Here is a 20,111-nt window from a genome sequence, read left to right as displayed (position 1 = left end):
ATATTTTATCTTTTTTATCAAATTAACGTACATATGACAAATACAGTTGGAACAAAACTCAAAAATTTAAAAATATGATTACAAAAAGGGAAATCAATGCTATATGTTAATATGTGTTTTCCACACGCACATATGTTAAATCACTTATGGATTTTGTTAATTGCTGCCATGAACTATTTTCCACGTTTTTGACGTCTGCGCATAAGCTGCCAGCCACCTAACGTTGTCATCGCCCCTAGCACTATCAACAATGATCCATTAACTGGATGCTGTTGTTTAGACTGACGCATATTATACGTTTTACCTGCATTAGGTATTGTAGGCTCATTATACGTCGCTTGTTGTACTGTTGACGTCGCTTCATATTGTTCATTGCTTGTCATTGTGGTTGGCTGGTCTTCGGGTGCATTCTCAACGGTTGTATTCATTGGTTTATATATCGGCTGACGATATGTTGGTGCATCTTTAACATCATTGAAACTATCATGCACTACCGGTTGATGATGTTTTGTAAGACTTTGTTGTATTGGTACGTTCACAGACGTCATCATTTGTGCGCGACTCGTATTAGTTACCAATGATGCTATATTGCCACCTTGTGTTGCCCCTAGCACAACGTCCGTATTTTCTGGTTGTTTATTGTCCTGTGTCACATTATTCGTCGTGCTATGTGACGTTGGCTTTGTATTAGCTGATGGTATGTCATCTATTTTAGGCACTTCTGGTTGGGGTTGTACTGGTTGCGGTTCGGCTTCTTTCGGTGCTTCTGGTTCTTCTTCTGTCGGTTGGGGCTCGTCTACTTTTGGTACTTCCGGTTCTTCTTCTGTCGGCTGCGGCTCGGCTTCTTTCGGTATTTCTGGTCTTTCTTCTGCCGGTTGAGGCTCATCTACTTTTGGTGCTTCCGGTTTTTCTTCTGCCGGCTGGGGCTCGTCTACTTCTGGTGCTTCTGGTTTTTCTTCTGCTGGCTGGGGCTCGTCTACTTCTGGTGCTTCTGGTTTTTCTTCTGCTGGCTGGGGCTCGTCTTCTTTCGGTATCTCTGGTCTTTCTTCTGCCGGTTGAGGCTCATCTTCTTTCGGTGCTTCCGGTTCTTCTACCGGTTGCTCGTCATCCACTTTCGGTTCTTCAAGCGTAACATCTTGTGTTGTAGCAGTATCATGCCCTAGGTTGCTGTTTTTAGACGTATTGATAGGTTCAACATCCGTTGTTGGTGTATCTGTTTCCTGTTCATCAACAACTGGTACTGCATCGTTTTGATCCAAATACGGTGCTAACCGTGCCATCAAGCGCTCACTGTCTTTATGTTGTAATGCTTGAACCGCTCGAACCAAACGATATAACGGGATACGATCGTCTTTGTCAGGCGTTGCTGTTTTGTTAGCAATCCATGTATTGATGTCTTTCTCTAACATTTCCATATATCGTCTTTCAGCATCCTGTTGTGTTTCATCATTCACGATAAAGCCTTTGTCTGTCAGCTTATAAGTTACCGTCTGCATATCGGCATCTTTCATTACGACACGTTCACCTGTCTCAATTCGTTCCACCACGCGACGCTGACCCGGTTCGCGATGCTTAATCGTAATCGTATCGCCGACTGTTAACTTGCGTATTTTTGTCAAAGCTTCTCCTACTTGATTACCAATCATAGAACGGTCTAACACAACTTGTCCCGCTTGTGTATGAATTGTCACGTGGGCATACTCATCATTAAAGTATACGTGTGGCTTTGTCGCATACTCTTGATATTTTACTTCGCCTGTCTGAGGCTGGTACACGATACGGGCAAAAAGCTCATTGCCAAGCCCTTTTAATAAAATTTGTTGAGAAACGAACTGCTGCGTTTGTTCAGTCGTTGGATATACCATTACAACTTGGTTCTCGCCATTCTCACGTACAACAAGGTAAGCGTGCTCTGGCAACATATGGTTGACTGTCTCCGGTGCAACAATTTTATACACACCTACACGCAACTGTTTAAATGTCGCAACACCGTCGTTGACAACCGCTTCAGCTACTTGATCTTTACCGTCCATTAATATCACTTTCGCATGGTCGTGCAAGTTTTGACCTTGTAAATCCAATCGTACTACTGCATCAGCATGAATACTTGTATCACTAATATCACTTGATTTTACCAATTCGTATTCGGTCGCTAAGCCTAAACGTGCGACATATTTTTGACGTTCTACCGCATCATCAATCAACATCGCTAACGGATAAATATAAGAATGATGATACGCATTCAAAGCATCTTTTAAATCACGTACCATATCAATATGATACAAATCAAAATATGGCAGACCATTAACGCCTTGTGCTGCTAACCAATCATGACTTATCCATTTCGGAACATCTACCTTCGTATGTCCTTGCGCTGCCTGCGCTCGCATTGTTTGATACATCTGTGTCATACCTTCAATGCCAGTCAGTCTCACTAGGCGCGTCATAAAGTCTAATTTCCCTTTAAAGCCACTTGCATTAAAGTGCAAATCACCTGCCAATAATCTATCGTGAATGCCTCGTTGGAATGCCTGTTGATTATCACCATAGAGCCAACCGTTCTTATTATGTTGAATCGTTTGTTCATATTGATTAGCAAATACATTATTGATAACTTCTAGCAAGTCCATACGGTTATCCTGAGCCATCCAGCCGTCATAACCGTGACCCAGTTCGTGTAACATCAACCAACCACGTTGCAAATACGGTGCAATCGACGGACTATTCGTACCCGTATGATCTGTTGACCAGTAGGCTGCACCAAAGCCATTTTTATTTGCGACAATAAAATATTTACTGCCAACGTTATAATTGACAGATGTTGCATCATCATTAAACCCTACCCACGAATTATATTTGGCAATAACATCTTCATAAAAGTCGATCATTTCGTCCAAAGACTTAAAGGCGCCTTCGCTCGTTTGTGTTTTCATCGACATAATACGCGCTCGATCGATACGTGGGATTAACATCGCATGATGCTCGCCATTTACATACGCGTATGCTGCATCTTGATCCAGCCACTGCTGTTCGAAAGCAGCCTGGCTCTCTCCTTTGCGATATGTCGGCAATGCTACATCTCGTTGATGTTCGACATAGTATGCGACAATCGGTTGATACGCCAAACCACTCGGCATATACATAAAAGCTGCACTGTCTATCCCTGTTTCAATCGTTACCCATTCGCCTGTTTTTGGTACGACTTGGCTTTTGTTATATGCGCCATCGTTGGTCATGAGACTCACACGCAAATCCGTCAACTTCTCTGGCCCCGCTTGATGGATGTACAGTTTCGTATTTGCCGGCACAATAATCCCTAAGCTGTCTCTCGCTTGATACGTCCCCCGCTGAATACCAACCGATTGTGTTTGCGGTGCATTTTGCATGACTGCTGCTCGTTTTTGATAAATACGTTGAACCTCACCGTCTACAAGTTGCTCTCGTACTTTTGGTGCCGTCTCCTCTAATAATGCCGGTGTGTCATTCGCTGTTACTTCATTTGCTGCACGAAACATGGATGATGATTGAGACATAGCTGAATATACGTGTATGTCATCTCTCTCATCTGTTATTGATGCTTGGTTTTTTAATTGGGTTTCAACTGGTGTTTTTTGATTTTCTTCAACGTTCTCTAATACCGTTTCATCTGTTACGATGCGTTCATTTTCTACTGGTTCTTGTTGTGTTACTTCTGTTTCTGGTGTTATCACGCTATGACTTGCTTGTGCTTCTGCATTTGATGGTGCATCGACTTTTGCCGTCGATTGTAGTTGTCCTTCCTGTGCTTCTGATGCGTGTGCTTCAGTCGCAGTACCTACTAAAAGTAAAGTTCCTAATACAACAGATACCATGCCAATGTTCAATTTGCGCAATCCAAAGTGATTTTTCCGTTCAAACAACATGACTTTTACCTTCTTTCTGTCACCAGTTACTATTAACCCATAGCATCCCCACTTATAGTTTACCAAATACCCCAATTAAAAAGAGCAAAACTAAATAATGTTCAAAATTTGTTTTATATTTAGGTAAAATTTAGAATGATACGCCAAAAGTTTGAGTCAATTTCGCTACTCTAGCCTAATGTAAATGGATAAAACATCACGTAAAATGGAGGAACCTCATAGAAAAGGAGTAACAGTGATGCGTCTTATTGCAAAAGCAGTACTGGCAATTGGTCTTATGGTGCTTGTTGCCAATTACTTAGCGCAAGGCCACCCATTAACGATTGTGGAAAGTAAAGATTATCTTATGGCACAAGAGCCTGTGCAACAGTTTTTGAATAGTAACATACTGCAAGCAATTGAAGATTTTGATTTAGAGGACGTTATACCTTCTGATTTCTTTTAAAATAAACAAAAAGCCGTGCATTTTGACAGAGACATCAAAGTACACGGCTTTTGATTTTATGCTTTATTTAAAATAGGTTTTAGTAAAATACGTGTTAACAATAGTAAAGTAAGTAATAACACAATCGTTGTGATAAGTACAATGCTATATGGCACAACACTTTCTGGTCCTTGTATACCAATCAGTGGCGCAACAGAACTACCCAAGACGAATTGGAATAAACCGAGTAAGCTTGACGCACTACCGCTACCACCTGTACGTGCTTGCATTGCGAGTGAAAATGCCAATGGCCCAATTCCTGTCACGGGTGCCACACATAACATGAAGCCAACGATAAGTACTGGTAAAGGTAAATGTAACAGTAAAACAACGACGACTAATCCCGCACCAATCACTTGGACTACAATCAATCCCGCTAACACATTCAATTGATCGAAAAAGCATAATAATACGTTCGCAACTTGACTCGAGATAATCAGCCCAATGCCTGTCAGTACCATTAACATACTAAAGTTTTGTGGCGATAAGCCGTACACATTTTGCGTAATAAAGGGTGCACCTGCCCCATAACTGAAAATCATCACATACGTTACACCTTGCAAGAACATCGGCACTAAAAAGCGCGGTGTCTTCAACAAACGTTTAAAGTCTTTGAAAATGTCTCTAAAGTTGTCGTGCGCCTGATGTGTGGTATTGAGCGTCTTCATTTTTGGATGCGTTAAAACTGCGATAAACATCACCGCACCAATCACAGCTAACGCGATGAAAATCGCTCTCCATTCTGCTACTGTTAAGATGAATGCACTTACTAACGGCGCTAAAATTGAAATAATACCGTTAACTACCATTAATGCTGTAAAGAAACGACTCAATATTTCCCCTTGATACAATTCGCCAACCGTCGCACGAGCGATAACAATCGCACCGCCCCCTGCAAGACCTTGAATGAGTCGTGCGGCGATAAATAAGCTGATACTACTGCTGAATGCACTCGCTAATGATGCTAGCATGACTAATGCTAAGATGGATAAGACAAGCTTTTTACGTGGTACACGGTCTGCAATCACACCGAAAATGAATTGTCCGAATGCAATCCCAATCATCGCTATCGATAATGTCAACTGTACTTGTGACGTAGACGTTCCAAGCTCTTTTTGAACCAATGGTAATGCGGGACTATACATATCTGACAACATCGGTCCAAATGCTGTCATTGCCCCTAATAAAATAATAAAGGATAAATGTGATAAATCTATCTTTGTCTTTGTCATATAACGTTTCCCCATATCTTTCAATAATATTAAAGCTTCATTTTACTTCTTGGCAACAACCGCTCGTAAATAGGCGGCATCTGCACCTTTAATTTTTAATGGCATGCCGATAAAATGATAATGCCCTGTAGAAACTTCATCTAAACATAAGTTTTCAATGTGATACATATGATGTTGCACTAAGCGATGATGATTATCTAAAGTTTCTGAGTCTAAGACATCCACAGACGGCACATCAACACCTAAAACATGCACACCTAACTCTGCCAAATAATCAATCGCATCCGTCGTCAACACTGTAATAGACGTTGGAAATACGGTTGGATCTGATACATCACGTGTCTTAATCAATACAATCGTCCCTTCAATCGAACATTGTTTCAAGTCATCACGTGTAATCGTTGTCGTTTCCGTGAACGTCAAGATGGTCGCATCACCGATAAGTCGCTGAATATCCACTTGTTCCATCGTCCAACCGTCATTCGCCACGTGTCGCGCCGCATCCATATGCGTACCAATGTGATTGCTTCCTGATATTTCTGCAATGTTCGCACTACCATTCTCATCTTTTGTCGAGAAATAGCGTAACGCAAAGGGTGTATCACCTGGCCACGGTGCAATCTCTTCAGACAATGTATGCGTAATATCAATCCACATCATATTCCCTCCTTATGTCCAAACATCTTTACCTATAAGCGTAACCGTCCTAGCAATTATTGACAACATATAATTTCATAAATAATTCAAAAATCTTACTTTTATAATAATTGTCGATTTCGTGCGGAGCTGAAACATTCTATTTAAGTTTGCGTATTTATGTAGAAGGCAGTAGCTGACTAGCGCGAAAATACATTTTTACAACCTTTCTCAAACCCACTGCCCGTCCTATCTTTTTGTGCCTTTATGCTTAAAAAAACTGTATATCATTGCTATAACACCTAATAATATGATAACGATGAATGCAGACATATTTATTATCGCTTTGCTTCTCTCGTGACTATTACAAAAGCCATTCATTGTAACAATAACAAGCACAACTATTACCATTGTGGTTATCATATTATAAACTTTTTCCATCATATCCTTCTTCTAATAAACTTTTCCATTCAAAAAGGCGCTACAACGCTTTATAGATTTCTTACAATCTCGTTGTAACGCCTATCTCATCACATGATGTTTACTCAGCGGCCATATCAAGCCATTCGTTAATATTCGATTCAATACTTTGTAATTCGCCATCATGCGGTTTATCCAACACACGTAAAAAGTCTAGATGCCCCACTTCCGGATAAATCACACTGCGCACATTTGCACCAAGTGCCTCGAACTTCTCCATCGTCTCTTTAGAGTCTTTGTTCGGGAAAATCACATCATCTTCCCCTAAAAGGAACAAGACATCAGGCATCTCAGCAATCTCATCCAAATCATCAAGATAGTCGGAGCGCAATGTGTACAATAAATCTGTTACCATCGCATCGACCGGCGCAAAATACTCTGTAAAGTTGAATGTATTTTGATGTTTTTTAGAAATACCTTGATCTAGCACTAACTCGGGGATACTTTTAATCATGCCATCTTGGTTGTCACTGTTCATATCCTTGACCAATTCCATCAATAACTTGGAAATGCGCAGTTCTTTGAAGTCAATCTTTGCGGCACTGTTCAAATACACGAGTTGTTTGATTGGCAATGTATTATAACCGGCTAATTTTGTCGCAATTAAACCACCCATTGAATATCCGATAATCGCCATTTCTTGGATCTTCGCTGTTTGTACAATTGAAGTGAGCGCTTCATTAATTCGTGTCGCATAATCTACAAGGCTGTGTGACATACGTTCTAAGCCTGTACTCTCACCACGTCCGGGACAATTGATAAAAATCAAACGTACGCCGTGTAAGTATTTTGCGAACACTGTCATAATTTTATAATTCATAATCGCACCATGAATCAACACAACAGCACGATCCGACGTGGTGTCTCCCATCGTCACGACTTCGAGTTGTGCATCGTCGTGATTTGCTAATGTCATAAGCTTTTGTTCATAATTATTGAGTGACATAAACTAACCTCATACCATTCTATATATAATCTGTTCACGATAAATATATTACATGTATATATTATAGTAGAAATACGTCACTTTGAGAATGCTACTGCAGCTGTAATTTTTAATATTGTTTGACGCCCCACAGTTTTTCTTCACATTTTTGGATAATATATTTCAACACTTGAATACGTGCTGTTTTCTTATGATCTGCCGGTACGATGAGCCATGGTGCATGTGCTGTATCCGTCTTAACAATCATGTCGTGACTTGCTTCTAAGTACACATCCCATTTCTCACGATTACGCCAATCTTCATCGGTAATCTTCCATTGTTTGTTTGGATCTTGTTGGCGATCTTCAAAACGCTTAAGTTGTTCATCTTTATCCAGTGACAAGAAAAATTTCAAGACAATGGCACCGTCATGCGTCCACATCTTTTCAAATGTATTGATTTCATCATAGGCACGTGACCATTCATCATGCGTCGCAAAGCCTTCCACACGCTCTACTAGCACACGACCGTACCAACTGCGGTCGAAAATACTAATGTGCCCACTCTTAGGCATCACTTTCGCAAAACGCCATAAATAATGATGGTTTAGCTCTACATCTGTTGGTGCACTTGTTGTGTTCACCTCATAACCCGTTGGATCGAGCAACTGACGCACACGCTTAATGTTACCGCCTTTACCTGCAGCGTCCATGCCTTCATAGACGAGCACTAACGGAATCTTGCGTTCATAAAGCGCAAATTGTAATTCACGCAAACGCATTTGTAGTTCTTCTATAACAGCTTCGTACGTACGCTTTTTAATTTTTGTCGTTGCTGGATTGAACATATCCGTTTCAAAGCCTTCAGTAAAATGGCCATCAACTTCACGTACACTTTGTTCTTTGCGTTTAATTGCTTTTTTCAATCGTTTAATGAGATGGTTATACATACGTTCAACGGCAACTTCACGTTCTGTATAATCGATAACTTCCCAACTTTTATCTAATAACGGTGTAAACGTCTCTTGATATACATCTGCCGGCACAACGCCTTCATACTCTTGCGCTTTCCAGTTCGTTAATGGGTTATCTTTCATCTGCGCAATGTGTTCTTGACGCTTTTCTTCATCTATATTGATGTAATATTTAATGACTTCATGTTGATCATCAACTAACATTTTTTCGAATGCTTGAATATCATGGTATAAGTGGTCGTAATCTTTCAAGACTGCTTTCTTGATGTGATGAACTTTGTAATCAATATAGTGTGCATACCAGCTACGGAAATAAATGTTGATGTCCCCTTTAGATGGCAATGTCTCCCAGAACTTTTGTAAAAATTGATAGCGCAAGTCTTCATCCGACGGTGTCTTAGTTGCGATAAAATGCGTATACTTTGCGTCTAACGTGAGTAACAATTCATTAGCAAGGCGCGTCTTACCAGATGCTGGCACACCTTCAAAAACAATCATTACTGGGATCCCGAGTGCGTGTGTTTTACGTGTTAACTCTGCTGCTTGTAACTGTAGTCGTTCGATTTTTTCGTTCATATTTTCACCCCTGTTACTTCTATTATACTGAATCAAAATTCGTCTTATCAATGTTGAATCGTAAAATATCATTGGTTAAAAAAAGTGTGAGATTCCCTTTTTTCTACTGTCTGATAGTAATGAAACAATGAAAACAAATAGCACCTTTTTAACAAATGCCCAACAACAAAACCCATTTTTCACAGGTTTTTTGCATTACAGTTCAAATGTAGCGCGTAATATTTGTAATATAACGGATTTTTAAGCTAACAGAACAAAAAGCCTTTCATATAATGCTTTCATAATACGTTACATGTCTATTTCTTACCCACATTTATATAACAGGAGTGTTACAAAACCATAAAATGTAATCATACTGTAATGTTTTGTTACTTGATGTACATTTACAAATACATTTTTCGTTGGTAGAGTGTGGTTGTTGAATTTTTTGAAACAACTTTTGAAAATGAGAGAAAATAAGGAATTATTATGGAGGACTTATTTACTATGAAAAAAACATTATTAGCTTCATCATTAGCTTTAGCAATCGGTGCAACAGGAGTTGCTACACATACAACTGACGCTCACGCAGCAGAAGAACAAATTAACAAAGCAGAATTAGCGCAATTAGCTTTAAATAACGACGCTTCATTAAGCGAACATGCAATCCACGCTGGTGCATATGACTACAAATTCACATTAGACGGTGTGAACTACCACTTCTGGTCAGACGGCGTATACTTTGGTTATGAATACAATGCAAACGGTATGACTTCAATGGCTCAACCAACTGAAATTGCTGACGTAAACAACGTAGCTATGACACAATCTGAGTCAAATGGTGCGTCATACGTTCAAACACAACAACAATCTTATTATTACCAACCAGCTGCTCAAGCTGCACCATCTTACAACTACAACACGAACCAAACTTCTTACAGTGGTGGTAGCGTAAGATTAGCTAACGGTAACACTGCAGGTGCTTACGGTTCACGCGCAGCACAAGAAATGGCAGCACGTACTGGTGTTTCTGCATCAACTTGGGAAGCAATTATTGCTCGTGAATCTAACGGTCAATTAAATGCATACAACCCATCAGGTGCTTCAGGTTTATTCCAAACTATGCCAGGTTGGGGTCCAACAAACACTTATGAGCAACAAATCGCTGCTGCTACAAAAGCATACAATGCACAAGGTTTAAGTGCTTGGGGCTTCTAATCTAACTTTAACAACTTAAAAAGAGTCTCGTGTTAGAGGCTCTTTTTTTATGGGGGTTCATCCCCCACTTTTATATGTATTATTTCGAGCGTAACATTAATGACGAGAGTGAAATGCACTTCAAAACGTTTCACTTGTCGTCACTTTTATTTGAGCAAATTTGTCACACGTCACTTTCGCACATAGGATTATGACGCATCTTTTAGCAAAATAACAGCCGGATATAGAATGAGTCAGCACATTGTCTTTTATTTCAATTATGTTACATTCAGACGTAAAAATGTTTACAACTATTCAATTCGGATATTTTATATGCTATGATGCTTTCAGACAATATGAAAAAGAAACGACAGAGGAGACTTTTTAATCATGAAAAAATTAACTACTGCTACAATCGCTACTTTAGGCTTAGTTACATTCGGTGTTGCAACAGCAAACGACGCATCTGCTGCTGAGCAACTTAACGTTAATTCACAATATACAACTACATACTCAGAAGTTACTGGAGATTACGTAACTGTTGACGAGAACGGTAACAAACACCACACTTTAGATGGTAACTGGGACCCATCAATGTTCAACAACGAATCTTACAAATTCTGGGAAGTTGACGAGAACGGCACATACAACTACTATTACTACACTAACGATGCTGTAGATTACAGCTATGCAACTGAATACAACACTGTTGCTACACCAGTTGTAAACAACAGCTATGACTACAATACACAATCAACTAACTATGTAGATGCTGTACCTTACGCATACACAACTACAAACACAAACTATGCACAACAACCTGTTGCTGCACCAACTAACAACAATGCAAACTACAACTACACAACAACAACGACTACAACTACTACATCAGCACCAGTAGCAACTGGCTTAACATATGGTAAAGGTGGTCAAGGTAACCTTTACACTGCTGGTCAATGTACTTACTACGCTTATGAGCGTTCAGGTGGTCGCGTTGGTTCACTTTGGGGTAACGCAAATAACTGGGCAAACGCAGCGCGTTCAGCTGGTTACACTGTAAACAACACACCTGCAGCTGGTGCTATCATGCAAACAACAGCTGGTGGTTACGGTCACGTTGCTTACGTTGAAAGCGTAGGCGCTAATGGTTCTGTAACAGTTTCAGAAATGAACTACACAGGTGTTGGTAAAGTAAGTTCACGTACTTTATCTGCTGGCCAAGCAGCTGGATACAACTACATCCACTAATTTGGATAATATATATTAAAGAGAGTGATTCGTTCACTCTCTTTTTTGTTTACCCTAAAACTCGTTTAATTATGCATTTTCCTACAAACCATTTGCTTGTATCCTATGACACATCCGTCTACAATGGTACTCACCAACGTACGATAATCATCGTTTTGGTCATTACAACAAATAAAGGAACACTCATGAAACGCTTATTCAAAACAAATTTTTATATAGCACTATTCGCCATTGTACTCTACTTTGGCTATACGCATTCGCAACAATTTTTAAAACCAGCTTCTGACTGGTATCAAGACAAAGGACGTCACCTCTTACAAATAGATCGTCAAACGCAACCATTTGGTCGTTATAAAAATGGGCTGTCATTTAATGGTGACAATCGGCATTATGGTGTCGACTATCACCTACCAGAAGATACCCCTATTCTTGCCGCTTCTAATGGTGTCGTAACACGTACTTTTCAGAATCAGTACGCCGGAAAGATTATTGAAATACGTGAAGATAACAATACCCATTATCAATGGTACGCACATCTCAATAATTTCAATGTTGAAGCCGGTCAAGTGGTAAAACAAGGCGATGTGATTGGCAAATCAGGCAACACGGGCGAATATACTACTGGACCTCATTTGCATTTTCAGCGTATGGAAGGTGCTATCGGCAATGCGAATGCGATAGACCCTGAACCCTTCGTTGAGACGCTGCCAGATAAACAATACAGCCTGTTTCGTATTAAATGATGACAAAAACCCCCCTACCAGCATATCTACACTGCTGGAGGGGGTTTCCGTTATTTCTCATCATCATGCTGAATATCTAGATGCACACGTTGCATTTTAGCTTCGACACTCGCGATATCATCTGCACATTCTTTTAACAAATCACGATAACTATCTGTGTTTTTAAACGATTTATAATGTAGCTTATGTTCTAAGCTCGCCCACATATCCATACCAATTGTGCGTAATTGGATTTCCACTGGCGTTTCAACCACGCCGTCTGTTAAAAATAATGGGACGGTTACAACAAGATGCAGACTCATATAGCCATTTGCTTTCGGCGTTTCCACATAGTCTTTACGTTTCAACAGCTTAATGTCCGATTGTTGTAACAATAATCTTTCAACGGTGTAAATATCATCTAGATAGTTACACACAACACGAATACCGGCAATATCATGAATGTTCTCTTTGGCTGTATCCGCAGTCATTGGCAGTCCTTTACGTTTGAGCTTTTGGAGTAAACTCGGTAACTTTTTGACACGACGTTCCATATGATGTATCGGATTGTGTGCTGTTTTAAGTTGAAAATCTTCATCGAGAATACGTAATTTCGTACTAATCTCTTCCAATGCGGCACCATAAATATGTTCTAATTCGACAAATTGTAAGACTTGTTCAAAACCGTCTGTAATATCGGCACTTTGTTCTGTGTATGCTTCAATTTCTTTTTTCAAGTTTTCAATGTTAAGCGGTGCTGTTTTTTCAACAAACATCTGACTCACTCCAAACTATTATGTATTCTTCTTTAGCTTACTATTTAATGCGATAAGATGGAAATTTCTTGACCTTGTTATAAAAAAGCCACTAGCTGATTCCTTCAATCAAGCTAATGACTTTGAATGGTGACATTTCTTAGTGATAACTGCGAATTTTATCGACTGGTAAGCGTGATGTGCGTTTACCTTCTTCTACGCCTTTACCAATTGCAACGATGACTACTGGTACATATCGTTCTGGATCAAGGCCGAATGTTTCAGCAATATGTGCATGGTCAAAGCCACCAATTGGGTTTGTGTCATAACCAAATTGACGTGCAACTAACATCAATTGCATTGCTGCTAAACTACTGTCTACTTTAACAATGTCGTTCATTTGCGCTGGCGTTAATTGTTTATACATATCAACAAAACGACTCACAAGCTCTTCTTTAATATCTTGTGGCATAAAGCCTTGCTCTACAGCCGCACCATAAATATCTTCAGCAAGTTCATAGTTCAACATATCACCAAAGATAACAATCATCGCTGCAGAAGTATCGTTTTGACGTGTGTTAAATTGTACAAGTGGTCGTAACTTGTCTTTACCCTCTTCTGATTCTACAACGACAAAGCGCCATGGCTGCATGTTGATTGAAGATGGTGCTTTTGTTGCTTGACGCAGGATTTCATCCATTTCGTCGTGTGGGATTTTAACATTCTCATCAAACACTTTGACAGAACGTCTTCCCATTAATATATCTTTAAAATCATTATTTAATGTCATGCTAATTACTCCTTTTCTCATTTTAAAATAAATCAAATCAAATGCAATTCAATTATATTTTATCATTTATACCCATTCAAGTTATAAGTGTTATACTAGTAATAACGTTAAGGAGGAGGGATGACCGTGATTCATAATCATAGACAATTACAACGACAACTTTGCTTCCTATTTTATGTTTCTTCCAAAGAAGTCATTAAAAGTTATTCCGCACATCTTAAAGGCTATGATCTCACCTATACAGGCTACATAACACTCACCGCATTCGGTGATGATGAAGTCCTCAATATCAAACAACTTGGCGCACGTATCTATTTAAACTCTGGCACGCTAACACCACTTATTAAAAAACTTGTCTCAAAAGGACTCATTACCAAAACACGAGATGCTGAAGATGAACGTAATTTGAAACTCGCACTCACACCATCCGGAAAAGCACTCAAGCACCAACTACAGAATATTTCACCCTGTGTCGCAAAAGAAATGATCATCGACAAAGAAGATGCTGAAACACTCGTGGATATATTAGATCGCTTCGTTCGACAAAATTTTCCATATACGCTAACAACACCACAAGATGATAATTAACAAAAAGCATTGTAACCGGTATGTCATTGGTACCTGTTACAATGCTTTTTATATGCTTAGAACTTCTCCCAGTATTTGCGGAATAAGTGTGATACCGCTATATGCATTGGCGCCTGTACGAGACGGTAAAGGCCCCACGGTAATCTCGGGACAAAGTCATGCAAACCGATGATACATACTGTTGAACCCTCGCCAAGACGACGCATTTCAAAGCGTGGCTGGCGTGCACTTGTGCCGACTAACAAACCACCTGTAATGTTCATAATGACACTTGTCGTGCGATGACTATGTTCCGCATGCTTCATTTTAATCAATGGTATATTGAACGGTGCTAAGAGAATCGTAAAGTGTTCACCGTCATAAACACCGTTCACGAGACGACCGTGTAACGTTCTTAAAAACCGTCCATAGAGCGATAAAGCACCTTCCATTGTAATCCCAAGTGGAATGTTCAGCGCTTGAATTGAGCGCACTGAGTGGACGTCTTGAGATACTTGAGACAAGATGTTCTTACCACGTTGCCAGCTTTTAGTCTGACGCGTTTCATACGATACGGGTAGTGCATAGGCTTCAAATCGCTCCTGCATCACTTGTGACGGTTTTGATTGAATGACTAAAATTCGGGACACAGATGATTGATCAAGTGCAATCGCCAAGTTTTCGTATATTAGTCTTGCGCTATCATATCGATTGGCTTGTGTCAGTGTAGTATATGAGTGTATCGGTTCGCCAATAATGACCACAAAATCCATATTTGTCATTGCTTGTTGAACATCAGCTAGGTCGAATAAATCAACGGTTAAAGACGTTCCAGCTGTCTTTTGTGTCACACCTGGTGCTACTTGAACATAGATATCATGTCCGTCTGCCAATAACTTCTCGACGTAGCGTTTCGTATAAGGCTGACCATCTGTTAGGACTAAAACTTTTACCATTTGTCTCACACTCTCATTTTTTCTCTGAATTACCATCATTATAACAAAATAATCGTACAAGCTCTCGACTAATTATTCAACAAGTAACATTCATTCTCGCACCTTTTGATATTGAATATAGGAAAGCGACCAATTAAACAACCGCGCTATTCATATAAGTACTTCTATTCATCCCTCTAGTCCAACCTATCCACCACAAATAAAAAGGGGCAAGACGCGATTGTCCTGCCCACTCTGTATTACTTATCTAATTTTAAACCTTTTTCAAGCTCGTCTACTTGTTTCATTGTTGTTGTTACTGAACCAGATGCGAAGTACCATAACTTCGGATCTACTTCTACAACTTCATCGTTCTTAATCGCATTAACATCTTTGATTACGTCGTTACCAAGTACTTGTTTCGCAGTTGATTTACCACCAATTGCTTGACCGCGGTCCATCGCAAAGATAATATCTGGGTTTTTCTCACTCACATATTCATTTGTTACGTTTTGACCGTGACCGCTTGATTTTACGTTATTGTCTGCAGGTTTGAAACCTAATGTATCATAGATAAAGCTACCGAAACGATCACCAGCACCGTATGTTGATAATTCGCCTTCATTCACTAATAAGTACATTGCTTTTTTGTCTAAGCCTTTTGTTTTTTGCTTCATGTCAGCAATTTTCTTATCCATGTCTTCGTTTAGCTTTTTCACATCATCTTGCTTGTCGTAGATTTTACCAAGTGTTTCAGCGTTCATTTTCATTGAATCTACATAGTTGCTGTAGTCTGCACCCATGTATACAAGCGCTGCTTTTGGTGCTGCTTTCTTCAATTTATCAATCACTTGTTGGTTTGCTGTACGTGATGATAAATAGATAACTTCTGGTTTTACTTTTGCTACTGCATCATAGTTTACTTCTTTCAAGCTACCTGTGTTTTCGTATTTGTCTGCTTTGTAGTCTGATAAGAAATCAGGTAATGATGCACCGTCTTCACCTTTTGGCAATGCTGCAACTTTGTCTTCTAAACCAAGTTCTTTCATTGTGTCTAATGTACCATAGTCAAATACAACTGCTTTTTTAGGGTTTACTGGTACTTTCACAGTGTCTTTGTATTCTTTATCGTCGCTACCGTCTTTCGCTTCACCTGAAATCATGAAGTCGTTTTTAACTTCGACTGTTTTTTGTTCGCCACTGTCTTTGCTTTCTGACTTCTTGTCACTATCGCTGTTATTACCACACGCTACTAATACAAGCATCATTGCTAAAACGACAAATAATCCTAACTTTTTCATTATTTTCCTCCTGCTGTTTCAGTAAATGTTTTATTTTGAATCTGATGATACATACAAGGTATTTCATCAAAGTAAATACAGATTTGCTGACCACGAATTGTTTCGATGCGAACATCCATTTCATACAGCTGTTTCAAGACGGCGGAATTGATCACTTCACGTTTGTCTGCCGCTTTTACAAGCTTACCGTCTTTTAGTGCTACAATGTCATCTGAATACACAGACGCAAAGTTAATATCATGTAAGACGACGACAATCGTTTTATTGTGAAATACAGCCAACTCTCGCAATGTCTGCATAATTTGAACGGAATGTTTCATATCCAAGTTATTCAATGGTTCATCAAGTAAAATATAATCGGTATCCTGGGCAATCGTCATTGCGATATAGGCACGCTGACGTTGACCACCAGATAGCGTTTTTAAATAACGATGACGGATATCGTCAAGTTTAAGCAGTGAAATCGCTTCGTTAACCTTCTCTTTGTCTTCTTTCTTCAGATACCCTTTTGAATACGGAAAGCGTCCAAAGTTCACAAGCTGTTCTACCGTGATATTTAATTCTGTATGATTCGTTTGTTTGAGAATTGAAAGTTGTTTCGCCAAGTCGCTACTGTTGTAGTCCTCAATGCGTTTCCCTTCAACTTGGATATCACCTGAATCATAATCATTCAACCGACTAATTGCTGACAACAAGGTACTTTTCCCTGCGCCGTTCGGTCCGATGAGTGAGGTGAGTCGCCCCTTTTGAACATCGACATTGATATCCGTTAAAATCTGTTTGCTGTCAATCGTTTGGTTCAACCCGCGAATACGGATCATGCTGTCGTCCTCCTTCTCATCAATAAGTAAATGAAGTAAATACCACCAATTAAGTTAATCAAGATACTCACTTGTGTCGTTGCTTCAAAGAGATTCTCTACGATCCACTGTGCTAAAAATAAACTGATCCAGCTAATACACATCGTTGCTGGCAACATATATTTGTGTTCAAATGTTTTCATCAACTCGTGCGCCAAGTTCACCGTCAACAAGCCTAGGAATGTAATCGGCCCAACCAATGACGTCGCAATCGCTACCATCAAAGCAACGATAATTAATAAGAAACGTGTCAATTGATTATAATTAATACCTAGATTAATCGCTTGTGCACGACCGAGTAACAAGACGTCCATATATGGCAACATCCATATCGTAATGAGCAGTAAAATAACCAATATCGTACCGCATATCATTACCAAGCGTGGATTGGATGCATCAAAGTTCGCAAACATCGCACTTTGAACGACTAAAAAGTCCTCTGGGTTAATGAGTAATTCTAGAAAGCCTGTCAAACTACGGAAAAACGTCCCGAGTATTACACCAATTAACAAGATGAAATAGACGGAGAACTGACCGACTCTAAAAATACCTTCAAACAACAAGAGCGCAAAGACAATCATTGCGACAAGCGACAATGTAAAGTTCAAGTAAAAGTTTGTGATAAAGACGGAACTCGTTCCGAATACAAACAAAATCAACACTTTACTGAACAGATAAACCGCATCTAAACCCATAATGGACGGTGTTAACAAACGGTTTACTGTAATCGCTTGGAATACGACAGTCGAAGCTGCAATCGCTGCCCCAACGAGTATGATCAAGATGAACTTTCTCAATCGACTCATGAATTGATATTCAAAAATTTCATAGTCGATGCCAATCAAGAGATACATCGCAGCCAAAATTACTGTGACGCCACCTAAGATTAATAACTTTTGTAAAGGTTTATTGGACATAATGACGTCGCCCCCTTACTAACATGACGATAAAGATAAGTGTGCCAAACACACCAATCGTTAAGCCGATATTAATCTCGTATGGATATACAATGACACGACCTAAGATGTCTGAGAACATGACGAATATCGCACCTAGTAATGCAGTATGCGGTAATGCATGTTTTAAGTGATCACCTCGAAAGATGGATACGATGTTCGGCACAATTAAACCTAAAAACGGTAATGTACCAACTGTCACAACAACCAATGCTGTAATCGTTGCGGTAATAAACAAGCCAATGTTCATAATGAGTTCATAGTTCAAACCTAAGTTCTTACTAAAGTCACGACCCATGCCTGCAATAGTAAACTGATTGGCAAAAATATATGTAAGAATCAGTAGCGGTACGCTTAGATATAAAATCTCATAACGACCACTCGTGATAATGGCAAAGTTACCATTCAACCAGTTACCAATACTTTGGACGGCGTTCGTACGCAAAGCAAGAAATGTTGAGAAACTAGAAATAATACCGCCCAACATGATCCCGATTAAAGGTACGAAGATGACGTCTTTGAACTTAATACGTTGAATCATTTGAACAAAGAGGAATGTTCCTGCGAGGCTGCATACCACTGCAAACGCAAGCTTAACAAGGATGTGCTGAGACGGGAAAAAGAGCAATGAGATTAAGATGCCAAGTTTCGCCCATTCCATCGTTCCAGCTGTTGTAGGACTCACAAATTTGTTCTGCATCATTTGTTGCATAATCAAACCTGCGAGCGCTAACGTACTTCCTGATATTAAAATGCTGACCGTTCGTGGTATACGACTTGCGAACAAAATATTGAGTTGATGTTCATCAAGTGAAAAGATTGCGTGAATTGGCACGCTACTTACACCAATAAACAAAGAACACACAGTCAGAACACAGAGTATTGCAAACAACACATAGCCATTCATTAAATAACGCATCACTCTGTCTCCTTTTTTAAAAACAAGCAATGATAACGACAACGCAATTGAAAATCATTATCAATTAAATTTTAGCACCTTTACTTGCAATTATCAATTGAATTTTTTGAATAAAATTATGAAATTTAATATATAAACCTTTATATCGTTTAGGGAGCTGGGACATTAATAGAAACATTCAATTTAATTTTGAGTATTCATGTAGATGGCATTGGCTAACTGATGTCTGACTACGCTCTTGGCTGGTCACACACCTTCTCAGCCTTTCAGGGGTGGGACAATGGAATCTTTTTTGATAAATGAGATTCCTGTCTCACTCCCAATTGATTTCAAAGTGCATGATTGATGCTTGTTGTTCTCGCTCGTATAGAACCAAAAAAACGTAAGATTGTACAGTTGATGATGTTCATCAATATCTGACAATCTTACGTTTATATATGACATTAACCTCGTCCAACAAATAACAACATTAAGAATAACGTTGTTAACACTGCTGCCACAATCATAGTATTCGTCGCTTTATTACCTGCACTGTTATTTTTTAATGCAAGGAGCGCCACAACCCAACTTACGACAACTGCAATTGCTAATATAATCAACAATACGTTCATGTTGACCATACACCTCCATTAGTGTCTTTCTGCACGCTTATCTTACCACAAAATCATACATAT

18 protein-coding genes are annotated in these 20,111 nt (G+C 39.4%); 5 read left to right on the top strand and 13 right to left on the bottom strand.

What is annotated here, in order from left to right:
- Positions 1–173: 173 nt before the first annotated feature.
- Positions 174–3,902 carry a putative mucin/carbohydrate-binding domain-containing protein gene (locus tag CD122_RS00770; RefSeq protein WP_103357123.1) on the bottom strand — a complete coding sequence of 1,243 codons (3,729 nt, stop codon included), beginning with the start codon at positions 3,900–3,902 and terminating at the stop codon, positions 174–176.
- 238 nt (positions 3,903–4,140) lie between these two features.
- Here CD122_RS00770 and CD122_RS00765 point away from each other — a divergent pair, with 238 nt between their 5' ends.
- Positions 4,141–4,347, top strand: coding sequence for a hypothetical protein (locus tag CD122_RS00765; protein WP_103357122.1), 207 nt, complete (start codon positions 4,141–4,143; stop codon positions 4,345–4,347).
- Positions 4,348–4,403: 56 nt separating this feature from the next.
- On the opposite strand, the gene CD122_RS00760 is transcribed toward CD122_RS00765, so the two are convergent.
- The 4 genes from CD122_RS00760 to CD122_RS00740 form a co-directional block, all read right to left on the bottom strand.
- Positions 4,404–5,618: a Bcr/CflA family efflux MFS transporter gene (locus tag CD122_RS00760; RefSeq protein WP_103357121.1), complete on the bottom strand. Its 1,215-nt coding sequence runs from the start codon at positions 5,616–5,618 to the stop codon at positions 4,404–4,406.
- Between the two features lie 42 nt (positions 5,619–5,660).
- On the bottom strand, positions 5,661–6,275 hold the full coding sequence (locus CD122_RS00755) for a cyclase family protein (RefSeq protein WP_103357120.1): 615 nt from the start codon (positions 6,273–6,275) through the stop codon (positions 5,661–5,663).
- Between the two features lie 520 nt (positions 6,276–6,795).
- Positions 6,796–7,680, bottom strand: a complete 885-nt coding sequence (locus tag CD122_RS00745) for an alpha/beta fold hydrolase (protein ID WP_103357118.1) — start codon at positions 7,678–7,680, stop codon at positions 6,796–6,798.
- Between the two features lie 109 nt (positions 7,681–7,789).
- Positions 7,790–9,208 carry a phosphate--AMP phosphotransferase gene (locus CD122_RS00740; RefSeq protein WP_103357117.1) on the bottom strand — a complete coding sequence of 473 codons (1,419 nt, stop codon included), beginning with the start codon at positions 9,206–9,208 and terminating at the stop codon, positions 7,790–7,792.
- Between the two features lie 486 nt (positions 9,209–9,694).
- On the opposite strand from CD122_RS00740, the gene CD122_RS00735 reads away from it, so the two are divergent.
- The 3 genes from CD122_RS00735 (at position 9,695) to CD122_RS00725 (ending at position 12,375) form a co-directional block, all read left to right on the top strand.
- Complete coding sequence (locus CD122_RS00735) at positions 9,695–10,405, top strand: transglycosylase SLT domain-containing protein (RefSeq protein WP_103357116.1); 711 nt, start codon at positions 9,695–9,697, stop codon at positions 10,403–10,405.
- 369 nt (positions 10,406–10,774) lie between these two features.
- Positions 10,775–11,632, top strand: coding sequence for a CHAP domain-containing protein (locus CD122_RS00730; protein WP_103357115.1), 858 nt, complete (start codon positions 10,775–10,777; stop codon positions 11,630–11,632).
- 185 nt (positions 11,633–11,817) lie between these two features.
- Positions 11,818–12,375 carry a M23 family metallopeptidase gene (locus CD122_RS00725; protein ID WP_103357114.1) on the top strand — a complete coding sequence of 186 codons (558 nt, stop codon included), beginning with the start codon at positions 11,818–11,820 and terminating at the stop codon, positions 12,373–12,375.
- Between the two features lie 50 nt (positions 12,376–12,425).
- On the opposite strand, the gene CD122_RS00720 is transcribed toward CD122_RS00725, so the two are convergent.
- Together CD122_RS00720 and CD122_RS00715 are read right to left on the bottom strand one after the other, a co-directional pair.
- Positions 12,426–13,130, bottom strand: a complete 705-nt coding sequence (locus tag CD122_RS00720; RefSeq protein WP_103357113.1) for a GTP pyrophosphokinase — start codon at positions 13,128–13,130, stop codon at positions 12,426–12,428.
- 139 nt (positions 13,131–13,269) lie between these two features.
- A complete protein-coding gene (locus tag CD122_RS00715) occupies positions 13,270–13,899 on the bottom strand; it encodes a nitroreductase family protein (protein ID WP_103357112.1) in 630 nt (209 codons plus the stop codon).
- A gap of 126 nt (positions 13,900–14,025) precedes the next feature.
- On the opposite strand from CD122_RS00715, the gene CD122_RS00710 reads away from it, so the two are divergent.
- Entirely contained in the window at positions 14,026–14,487 is a 462-nt protein-coding gene (locus tag CD122_RS00710; RefSeq protein ID WP_240624096.1) for a MarR family winged helix-turn-helix transcriptional regulator, read from the top strand.
- A 56-nt stretch (positions 14,488–14,543) separates the two neighbouring features.
- Here the strand turns inward: CD122_RS00710 and CD122_RS00705 are convergent, their stop codons facing one another.
- The 6 genes from CD122_RS00705 to CD122_RS11845 all read right to left on the bottom strand — a co-directional run bounded on the left by CD122_RS00705 (position 14,544) and on the right by CD122_RS11845 (position 20,048).
- The gene (locus CD122_RS00705) at positions 14,544–15,422 is read right to left on the bottom strand and encodes a hypothetical protein (RefSeq protein WP_103357110.1); all 879 of its coding nucleotides are present in this window, start codon (positions 15,420–15,422) and stop codon (positions 14,544–14,546) included.
- A 239-nt stretch (positions 15,423–15,661) separates the two neighbouring features.
- Positions 15,662–16,702, bottom strand: coding sequence for a ferrated catecholamine ABC transporter substrate-binding lipoprotein SstD (locus tag CD122_RS00700; protein WP_103357109.1), 1,041 nt, complete (start codon positions 16,700–16,702; stop codon positions 15,662–15,664).
- Positions 16,702–17,523: an iron ABC transporter ATP-binding protein gene (locus CD122_RS00695; RefSeq protein ID WP_103357108.1), complete on the bottom strand. Its 822-nt coding sequence runs from the start codon at positions 17,521–17,523 to the stop codon at positions 16,702–16,704. The genes CD122_RS00700 and CD122_RS00695 overlap by 1 nt, the downstream gene beginning before the upstream one ends.
- Positions 17,520–18,416 (bottom strand): iron chelate uptake ABC transporter family permease subunit, encoded by an 897-nt coding sequence (locus CD122_RS00690; RefSeq protein WP_373694269.1) that lies wholly within the window; start codon positions 18,414–18,416, stop codon positions 17,520–17,522. Before CD122_RS00690 ends, CD122_RS00695 begins: the two co-directional genes overlap by 4 nt.
- A 52-nt stretch (positions 18,417–18,468) precedes the next feature.
- Positions 18,469–19,437, bottom strand: a complete 969-nt coding sequence (locus CD122_RS00685; RefSeq protein ID WP_103357106.1) for an ABC transporter permease — start codon at positions 19,435–19,437, stop codon at positions 18,469–18,471.
- 443 nt (positions 19,438–19,880) lie between these two features.
- Positions 19,881–20,048: a hypothetical protein gene (locus CD122_RS11845; RefSeq protein WP_169926443.1), complete on the bottom strand. Its 168-nt coding sequence runs from the start codon at positions 20,046–20,048 to the stop codon at positions 19,881–19,883.
- Positions 20,049–20,111 lie beyond the last annotated feature (63 nt).

It is taken from the genome of Staphylococcus rostri (genome assembly GCF_002902145.1).
Taxonomy (GTDB): Bacteria; Bacillota; Bacilli; order Staphylococcales; family Staphylococcaceae; genus Staphylococcus; species Staphylococcus rostri.
This window is presented reverse-complemented; position numbering and strand designations above follow the sequence as displayed.